Origin of the sequence: Microbacterium sp. 13-71-7 (genome assembly GCF_002257455.1) — a bacterium.
Classification (GTDB): Bacteria; Actinomycetota; Actinomycetes; order Actinomycetales; family Microbacteriaceae; genus Microbacterium.
This window is the reverse complement of the sequence record NZ_NCKN01000195.1, coordinates 1-7,764: the sequence shown is the minus strand read 5'-3', so window position 1 is coordinate 7,764 and position 7,764 is coordinate 1. Positions and strand designations below refer to the sequence as shown.

At 69.2% G+C, this 7,764-nt stretch carries 12 protein-coding genes; 10 read left to right on the top strand and 2 right to left on the bottom strand.

The window, feature by feature from the left end; all coding sequences use genetic code 11:
- Nucleotides 1-301: 301 nt before the first annotated feature.
- The 5 genes from rpsP to B7X32_RS16015 are packed head-to-tail and all read left to right on the top strand — an operon-like array spanning nucleotide 302 to nucleotide 3,091.
- Nucleotides 302-733 carry a 30S ribosomal protein S16 gene (gene rpsP, locus B7X32_RS16035; RefSeq protein ID WP_292721800.1) on the top strand — a complete coding sequence of 144 codons (432 nt, stop codon included), beginning with the start codon at nucleotides 302-304 and terminating at the stop codon, nucleotides 731-733.
- Between the two features lie 6 nt (nucleotides 734-739).
- Nucleotides 740-970 carry an RNA-binding protein gene (locus B7X32_RS16030; protein WP_045273224.1) on the top strand — a complete coding sequence of 77 codons (231 nt, stop codon included), beginning with the start codon at nucleotides 740-742 and terminating at the stop codon, nucleotides 968-970.
- Between the two features lie 2 nt (nucleotides 971-972).
- Complete coding sequence (gene rimM / locus B7X32_RS16025) at nucleotides 973-1,599, top strand: ribosome maturation factor RimM (RefSeq protein ID WP_292721795.1); 627 nt, start codon at nucleotides 973-975, stop codon at nucleotides 1,597-1,599.
- Entirely contained in the window at nucleotides 1,589-2,314 is a 726-nt protein-coding gene (trmD, locus tag B7X32_RS16020; RefSeq protein ID WP_292721791.1) for a tRNA (guanosine(37)-N1)-methyltransferase TrmD, read from the top strand. Before rimM ends, trmD begins: the two co-directional genes overlap by 11 nt.
- Nucleotides 2,315-2,353: 39 nt before the next feature.
- Nucleotides 2,354-3,091 carry a class I SAM-dependent methyltransferase gene (locus B7X32_RS16015; RefSeq protein WP_292721788.1) on the top strand — a complete coding sequence of 246 codons (738 nt, stop codon included), beginning with the start codon at nucleotides 2,354-2,356 and terminating at the stop codon, nucleotides 3,089-3,091.
- Nucleotides 3,092-3,103: 12 nt separating this feature from the next.
- Here the strand turns inward: B7X32_RS16015 and B7X32_RS16010 are convergent, their stop codons facing one another.
- On the bottom strand, nucleotides 3,104-3,697 hold the full coding sequence (locus B7X32_RS16010; protein WP_292721785.1) for a histidine phosphatase family protein: 594 nt from the start codon (nucleotides 3,695-3,697) through the stop codon (nucleotides 3,104-3,106).
- Between the two features lie 66 nt (nucleotides 3,698-3,763).
- A complete protein-coding gene (gene map / locus B7X32_RS16005; RefSeq protein WP_292721782.1) occupies nucleotides 3,764-4,546 on the bottom strand; it encodes a type I methionyl aminopeptidase in 783 nt (260 codons plus the stop codon).
- 103 nt (nucleotides 4,547-4,649) lie between these two features.
- Between map and B7X32_RS16000 the strand changes: the two genes are divergently transcribed.
- The 5 genes from B7X32_RS16000 to B7X32_RS15980 all read left to right on the top strand — a co-directional run bounded on the left by B7X32_RS16000 (nucleotide 4,650) and on the right by B7X32_RS15980 (nucleotide 7,642).
- Nucleotides 4,650-5,177, top strand: coding sequence for an MFS transporter permease (locus B7X32_RS16000; protein WP_292721779.1), 528 nt, complete (start codon nucleotides 4,650-4,652; stop codon nucleotides 5,175-5,177).
- A gap of 190 nt (nucleotides 5,178-5,367) precedes the next feature.
- Complete coding sequence (gene rplS, locus B7X32_RS15995) at nucleotides 5,368-5,718, top strand: 50S ribosomal protein L19 (protein WP_045273220.1); 351 nt, start codon at nucleotides 5,368-5,370, stop codon at nucleotides 5,716-5,718.
- A gap of 121 nt (nucleotides 5,719-5,839) precedes the next feature.
- Nucleotides 5,840-6,622, top strand: coding sequence for a signal peptidase I (gene lepB, locus B7X32_RS15990; protein ID WP_292721776.1), 783 nt, complete (start codon nucleotides 5,840-5,842; stop codon nucleotides 6,620-6,622).
- Nucleotides 6,603-7,262 (top strand): ribonuclease HII, encoded by a 660-nt coding sequence (locus B7X32_RS15985; RefSeq protein WP_292721773.1) that lies wholly within the window; start codon nucleotides 6,603-6,605, stop codon nucleotides 7,260-7,262. Before lepB ends, B7X32_RS15985 begins: the two co-directional genes overlap by 20 nt.
- A gap of 53 nt (nucleotides 7,263-7,315) precedes the next feature.
- The gene (locus B7X32_RS15980) at nucleotides 7,316-7,642 is read left to right on the top strand and encodes a DUF2469 family protein (RefSeq protein ID WP_045273217.1); all 327 of its coding nucleotides are present in this window, start codon (nucleotides 7,316-7,318) and stop codon (nucleotides 7,640-7,642) included.
- Nucleotides 7,643-7,764: the final 122 nt, after the last annotated feature.

The window sequence follows — 7,764 nt, the reverse complement described above, 5'->3', positions numbered from 1 at the left end:
GAGGGATCCGGTGCGCATGGGGATGCTCCTTCACAGGGGGAGAGGAATGAGGATGCGGGGCAGGCGTGCTCTGAGTCTTCACGATACGACGACGTCCCCGGCGCACCGCACGGTCCGGCGGCGGCCGCACGACACGGAATCCCGCCGTTTCGCCTCAGGGCCGGGGATCTGGCAGAATAGACAGCTGGATCACCGCTCGACCCTCTATCCGGCCGCGATCCACCCTTAGAGCTTCCACCGGGTGTGCACCCCACGCTTCTGGTGATCAGTTCGTCTTCCTTCCACACCATTCAGGAGAATCGTGGCTGTCAAGATTCGTCTCAAGCGCCTGGGCAAGATCCGTGCGCCCTACTACCGCATCGTCGTCGCCGACTCGCGCACCAAGCGCGATGGTCGCGTGATCGAGGAGATCGGCAAGTACCACCCCACCGAGGAGCCTTCGTTCATCGAGGTCGACTCCGAGCGCGCCCAGTACTGGCTGTCCGTCGGCGCGCAGCCGACCGAGCAGGTCACCGCGATCCTCAAGATCACGGGTGACTGGGGCACCTTCAAGGGCGACAAGGACGCGAAGTCCACCCTCAAGGTCGCCGGCGAGAAGGTCGCCTTCGAGGCGGACTCCGCCAAGAAGTCCGTCATCAAGCCCAAGGTCGAGAAGAAGGAGACTCCCGCCGAGGAGGCTCCCGTCGAGACCCCCGCCGAGGACGCAGCCGAGGCTGCGGCCGACGCGGAGTAATCCGTCGTGCTGGCTGCCGCGCTCGAGCACATCGTCTCGGGGATCGTCGATCACCCGGAGGATGTCACCATCACCGCCACCTCGTCGCCCCGCGGCGACGTCCTCGAGGTGCACGTGCACCCCGATGACAGGGGGCGCGTGATCGGGCGCGGCGGCCGCACCGCCAAGGCCCTGCGCACGCTGATCACCGCGCTCGCGGACGGGCGTCGCGTCCGCGTCGACGTCGCGGACGACTGAGCGTGGCCGTCACCGATCGCCCCTCCGGCCGCAACCAGCTGCGTGTGGGGCGCCTCGTCAAGGCGCACGGGCTCAAGGGCGCCCTCAAGCTGGAGCTGTACACCGACGATCCCGCCGGGCGTTTCGTGCCCGGCGCCGAGTTCACGTTGCAGGTGCCGGAGGCATCTCCGTGGCACGGCAAGTCCATCACCGTCCGCGAGTACCGGGTGATGAACGGCAGCTCCGTCGTGTTCTTCGAGGGCGTCGACGACCGTGACGCCGCCGAGGGCCTCGTCAAGGCGATCCTGTGGATCGATCAGGACGAGTCGGAGGAGCCCGAGGACGACGCCTGGTACGACCACCAGCTCACCGGTCTCGACGTCGTCCGCGATGACGTCGTCGTCGGGCGCGTGATCCGCGTCGACCACCTGCCCGCGCAGGATCTGCTCATCGTCCGGCCCGTCTCGGGGAGCGGATCCGAGGTCATGGTCCCGTTCGTCTCGGCGATCGTGCCGACCGTGGACATCGCCGCGGGGCGCATCGTCGTCACGCCTCCTGCCGGGCTCTTCGAGGAGCTCGCCGAGGACGACGCGCCCTCCGACGCCTCCACGCAGGACGCCTCCGAGCAGGACGCGCCCGGTGCGGATTGACGTCGTCTCGATCTTCCCGTCGTACTTCGACGGGCTGACCCTCTCCCTGCTCGGCAAGGCGCGGGACAGCGGGATCCTGGATCTGAACGTCCACGATCTGCGCGACTGGACCGGCGACCGGCACCGCACCGTCGACGACACGCCCTACGGCGGCGGCGCCGGCATGGTCATGAAGCCGGAGCCGTGGGGGCTCGCGCTCGATCAGCTCGCGGCCGCGCCCGTTCGCACGGCGTCGGATTCCGAGCCGGCCGAAGCGCGCCCCACCATCATCTTCCCCTCGCCGGCCGGCGAGGTGTTCCATCAGTCCACGGCCCGCGAGCTCGCGGCCCGAGAGCACCTCATCTTCGGCTGCGGCCGCTACGAGGGCATCGACGAGCGCGTGTTCGAAGAGGCCGCGGAACTCGGCGAGGTGCGCCTGATCAGCCTCGGCGACTACGTGCTGAACGGGGGAGAGGTCGCCGTCATGGCGATGGTCGAGGCGATCGGCCGACTCATCCCCGGCGTCGTCGGCAATCCAGAGAGCCTCGTCGAGGAATCGCACGAAGACGGGCTGCTCGAGTACCCCTCGTACACGAAGCCTTCCGTGTGGCGCGACCGTGAGGTCCCGCCGATCCTGCTCAGCGGCAACCACGGGGCGATCGCGGCCTGGCGCCGCGAGCAGCAGATCGAGCGCACCCGTCGTCGCCGTCCCGATCTCCTCCCCGACGAGGGCTGAGTCCCGCGTTCGCGACCCGTCGCCTGTTAGCGTCGGACCATGGTGGATGAGCGTCTGGCCGGGTCCTTCCGCGGCATCGGCGAGGACTACGATCGCCACCGTCCCGGCTTTCCGGTCGCGGCGGCGGACGAGATCGTCCCTTCGACTGTGCCGACGATCCTCGATCTCGGTGCCGGCACCGGCAAGTTCACCGCGCTGCTGACGTCGCGCGCCGCGCGCGTCATCGCCGTCGAACCGTCCGAGGCGATGCTCGGTGTGCTGCGGCGTCGTCTGCCGGAGGTCGATGCGCTGGACGGATCCGCGGAGCGGATCCCCGTCGCGAACGGCAGCGTCGACGTGGTGACGGTCGCGCAGGCGTTCCACTGGTTCGACCGCGAGGACGCATGTGCCGAGATCCGTCGAGTGCTGGTGCCTCGGGGCGTGCTGGGGCTCGTCTGGAATCACTCGGATCCCGACTGCGCCTGGGACCTCGCCTGCACGAGGGTCGCGCACCCGGCGCTCTTGAACGGACTCTCCGGAGACGACGCGACGCGCGAGCTGCTGCCTGGATTCGCGTCACCGCGATTCGTGCAGGTCTCCTGGCGCGAGCGCATCTCGCGCCAGGCCTATGTGGCGCGCTGGCTGACCGTCAGCTCGTTCCTGGCCGCCGCGGATGACGAGCGGGCGCGGATGGTCTCCGCGGTCGAGTGGATCCTGGACCAGGATCCCGAGACGGCAGGGCGTGAGGAGTTCGAGCTGCCGCAGGTCACGGACGTGTACGTGTACCGGGCGATCTGATCGGCCCGTCTGTCAGACCAGCCGTTCCGCTCCTCGAGTGATCTCGAAGACGATGCCGTGCGGGTGCCGCAGCGCGAGCGCCTCCGCATGACCGAATCCTCGCATGGCGGCGCGGAGCAGGCGCCCGATCATCTCGTGCGTGACGATCAGCGGGATCCCCTCGCCCGCCCAGGCGCACTCATTCAGGGCGCGGAGCGCCCGCGGGCGTGCGGAGGCGTAGCTCTCGCCCCCGGGGAACGCCCAGCCGTAGCGGTTCTCCGATCGCAGGGCGCGGATGCCGGGGTCGGCTTCTTCGAGTTCGTCCCACGTGCGACCGGCGAAGGACCCGTGGTGCACCTGGGCGAGTTCGTCCACGGCGACGACCTCGACCTCCAGGCGCGCCGCGACGATCTCCGCGGTCCGTCTGGCCCGTCCCAGCGGACTCGTGCAGACGACCCCGACGCCGGCCCCCTCGAGTCGTCGCGCGATCTCGTTCGCGTGCCCGACGCCGGCCTCGGTGAGCGGGGAGTCGAGCTGACCCTGCAGTCTGTGCTCGCGATTCCACGCCGTCTGGCCGTGCCGGGCCAGGAACAGGCGCTCCGGCATCCGCAGGTCGTGTCGGGACATGCCCACAGAATGGCACAGCTGCGACGGCGCGGTGCAGGCGCCCGTGAACGCCTGCGGTGCCGCGGGTCAGTCGACGCCGAGGAACGAGCGATCGGTGAGGATGATGGGACCGTCCTCCGTGATCGCGACGGTGTGCTCGGAGTGGGATCCCCGGGAGCCGTCGGCGCTGCGCAGCGTCCAGCCGTCAGGATCCGTCACCAGCTCGTCGGTGGTCGCGAGGAACCAGGGCTCGAGCGCCATCACGAGGCCCGCGCGCAGCGGGAAGCCGCGACCGGGACGCCCGTCGTTGGGCACGTGCGGGTCGCCGTGCATGATGCGACCGACGCCGTGGCCGCCGAAGTCGGTGTTGATCGAGTAGCCCTCGCCGTGGGCGACGGCGGCGATCGAAGCCGAGATGTCGCCGATGCGGTTGCCGACCACGGCGGCGGCGATCGCCGCATCCAGGGCGCGCTCGCTGGTGTCGATGAGCCGCAGGTCCTCGTCGCGGGGCGTGCCGACCACGAACGACACGGCCGAGTCGGCGACCCATCCGTCGACGGAGACGGCGAAGTCGAGGGAGACGAGATCGCCGTCGCGCAGCGTGTAGTCGTGCGGCAGGCCGTGCAGCACGGCGTCGTTCACGGACGTGCAGATCACCTTGCCGAAGGGACTCGCACCGAAGGAGGGGTGGTAGTCGATGTAGCAGGACTCCGCGCCGGCCTTGCGGATCATGTCGTGGGCGCGTCGATCGATCGAGAGCAGGTTCGTGCCGACCTTGGTCTCGGCGCGCAGCGTCGCCAGCGTCTCCGCCACGAAGCGTCCGGCCGCCCTCATCTCCTCGATCTCGGCGGGGGTGCGCAGTTCGATCATTCCCAGTCCTCTCGTCGCATCCATTCTCTCCTACCGTGCGCGCAGGGGACGCTCACAGCGAACGTGCGGATCCGGGCCTGCCGCCGCGACGTAGCATCGCGGTATGTGGATCCGGCGCGCGTTCTTCTCCTGGCTGTTCCCGGCCGCTCTCGTGCTGCCGCTCTGGCTGTTCATCGGCTGGGGTGTTTTCCAGGCGGGCGGATGGGCGTTCCTCTGGGTGCTGTTCGTGGCGCTGCCGTCGGTGCTCGTGGGCGAGCTCGCCCTGGCGTTCCTGGTGCGCGCAAGACCCACCGTCCGCGAGGAGCGCGCCGTCTCCTGGCGGGACGTGCTCGGCTTCACCGTGTGGCACGGCCTGACGATCGCGCTCGGCTTCTTCCCGAAGGATGCGTTCGGCTGGCTCCTGACGGGCACGATCGTCGCATTCCTCGGCCTGTTCTGGTCGACGCTCTGGCAGCTCTGGAAGGACGTGGCAGAGCGCGGAAGGGCGGCGTTCGTGGTCGACGCCGACACCATGCGCGGGACCGTCTACGGAGATCAGGGCCAGCCGGTGCGGGAGCGGGCGAGCCGCAACGGGGACGTCATCGTCATCACCGAGACGGGCCAGACCGGCGAGGGCCGTTCGCCGCACTGACTCGGCCGGCCGACACGTCGCGCCCCGTTTTGGCGCAGGTCCTGATCCATGGCAGAATGGTTCTTTGTGCCGTGACCCGGTTCTGCCTCAGGGGAACCCGCGGACGCCTCGTGCGCCGTTCGACACAGACTTCCGATTTCATCCCTTCCCACATGCATGCGACCTGAGGCGAGTGCAGAGAGAGACGATCATGCAGATCCTCGACGTCGTCGACGCGGCTTCGCTCCGTTCCGACATCCCCGAGTTCTTCCCCGGCGACACCGTCAAGGTGCACGTCAACATCATCGAGGGCAGCCGCTCCCGTATCCAGGTCTTCCAGGGCGTCGTCATCGGCCGCTCGGGCGACGGCGTGCGCGAGACCTTCGTGGTCCGCAAGATCAGCTTCCAGGTGGGCGTCGAGCGCACCTTCCCGGTGCACTCCCCGGTGATCGACCACATCGAGGTCGTCACCCGCGGTGACGTGCGTCGCGCGAAGCTGTACTACCTCCGCAACCTGCGCGGCAAGAAGGCGAAGATCAAGGAGAAGCGCGACGCGCGCTGATCCCATTCGGCTTTCGAACAAGCGCCCCGAGACACGGCTCTCGGGGCGCTTGTTCATTCCCCGGACATGAGAAGCTGGATGGCGCCGTCGACCGACGGCAGAGGTCTGTGAAGGATGGCGCATGACGGAAGAGATCGCGGCCGGATCCGCTGACGCGGTACGGGTGCAGACGACGCCGCGACGACGCGGCTGGGTGATCTTCCTCCGCGATGTCGTGGTGATCCTCCTCATCGCGGTGCTGGTCTCCTTCCTCGTGAAGACCTTCGTGGTGCGCAGCTTCTACATCCCGTCCGGCTCGATGGAGAACACGCTTCTCGTCAAGGACCGGATCCTCGTCGACGAGATCACCCCGCACTGGAACGGCTATCACCGCGGCGATGTCGTGGTGTTCAAGGATCCGGGCGGCTGGCTGCCGCCGCAGCCACCTCAGCCGCCGCGGTCGCCGCTGCTGGAGGCCGGGGAGTGGTTCCTGACGCTGGTCGGCGTGGCCGCGCCCGATTCGGACGACCACCTGGTCAAGCGGCTCATCGGGCTGCCGGGGGACCACGTCGTGTGCTGCAATTCGCTGGGGCAGATCACCGTCAACGGGGCCCCGATCGACGAGTCGTCCTATCTCAAGCCGGGCGTGGGCGACTCCCGGGCGTCCAGCATCCCGTTCGACGTCACGGTGCCGAAGGGCGCCGTGTGGGTGCTCGGCGACAATCGCACGCGCTCCGAGGACTCGCGCTACCACCAGGACCAGCCGGGAGGCGGGTTCGTGCCGACGGAGAACATCGTCGGGCGCGCGTTCCTCACCACCTGGCCGTTCGACCGGTTCGGCCTCATCGACGGTCACTACGCCGTCTTCAACGGGGTGTCGAGCCCCAAGCCGCAGGGGCGCCGTCGTGGCGGTCGTCGAGCCTAGCCTGGTCCTCGAGCGGCGGCTGCTGCGCGAGCACTCCCATCTGATCGCCCTGGACGAGGTCGGACGGGGAGCCCTCGCGGGTCCCGTCGCCGTGGGCGCCACGGTCGTGGACGCGGCCGCAGCCCGGCGCCGTGTGCCCCAGGGGCTGCGGGACTCGAAGCTGGTGCCGGAGAAGCGGCGGCCCGAAGTCGCCGTCCGTGCCGGGGCCTGGGCGCCCGCGAGCGCCGTGGGGTGGGCGACGAATGCAGAGATCGACGAGGTCGGCATCATGCGCGCGTTGGGTCTCGCCGCGTCCCGCGCGATCATCGCCGCCTGTGGAGAGGCCTGGGAGGCGTCGTCGGCGCTCGTGATCCTCGACGGCAACCACGACTACGTCTCCGCCGTGCACCCGGGACCGCTGACCGTGCGCTCGATCGTCAAGGCCGACCGCGACTGCGCATCCGTGGCCGCGGCGTCGGTGCTGGCCAAGGTCGCGCGAGACGCGCTCATGGTCGAACTCGCGCCCGAGTTCCCGGACTACCAGTGGGAGCGCAACAAGGGCTACGCGAGCATCGAGCACCGCGAGGCGATCCGGCTGCGCGGGCTCACGCGCCACCATCGCTCGTCCTGGGCGATCGCCGACGCGCCCACCCTGTTCTGAGCGCCCGCGAGGATGCGGCCGCGCGCGGGCGCCTCTCGTAGGATGGGGGGATCATGGATGACGACGCCTTCGACGACTACGACCGTGAGCTCGAGCTCGCCCTGTACCGCGAGTACCGCGACGTGGTCCTTCAGTTCCAGTACGTGGTCGAGACCGAGCGCCGGTTCTACCTCGCGAACGAGGTCAACGTCGTCCGCCGCGACACGGAGCACGACTTCTACTTCGAAGTGTCGATGAACGACGTCTGGGTGTGGGACATCTACCGCGCCGACCGGTTCGTGAAGTCGGTGCGCGTGCTGACGTTCAAGGACGTGAACGTCGAGGAGCTGTCGCGCCGCGAGTTCGAACTGCCCCAGGAGCTCTCGCTCGACGGCGAGTGATCCGGACGCCGCGCCGCGACGGCCGCCTCTCCGCGCCCCCTACTTCCGAGTCGTCCCCGTCAGCGCACCCTATGGCGTGCGCTGACGGGGACGACTCGGTGGTAGGGGGAAATTTAGCGGGG

Coding starts and splice junctions, on each gene's coding strand:
- B7X32_RS16015 (WP_292721788.1), top strand. CDS start 2,354: ATGGTGGATGAGCGTCTGGCCGGGTCCTTCCGCGGCATCGGCGAGGAC.
- B7X32_RS16010 (WP_292721785.1), bottom strand. CDS start 3,697: ATGTCCCGACACGACCTGCGGATGCCGGAGCGCCTGTTCCTGGCCCGG.
- map (WP_292721782.1), bottom strand. CDS start 4,546: ATGATCGAACTGCGCACCCCCGCCGAGATCGAGGAGATGAGGGCGGCC.
- B7X32_RS16000 (WP_292721779.1), top strand. CDS start 4,650: ATGTGGATCCGGCGCGCGTTCTTCTCCTGGCTGTTCCCGGCCGCTCTC.
- rplS (WP_045273220.1), top strand. CDS start 5,368: ATGCAGATCCTCGACGTCGTCGACGCGGCTTCGCTCCGTTCCGACATC.
- lepB (WP_292721776.1), top strand. CDS start 5,840: ATGACGGAAGAGATCGCGGCCGGATCCGCTGACGCGGTACGGGTGCAG.
- B7X32_RS15980 (WP_045273217.1), top strand. CDS start 7,316: ATGGATGACGACGCCTTCGACGACTACGACCGTGAGCTCGAGCTCGCC.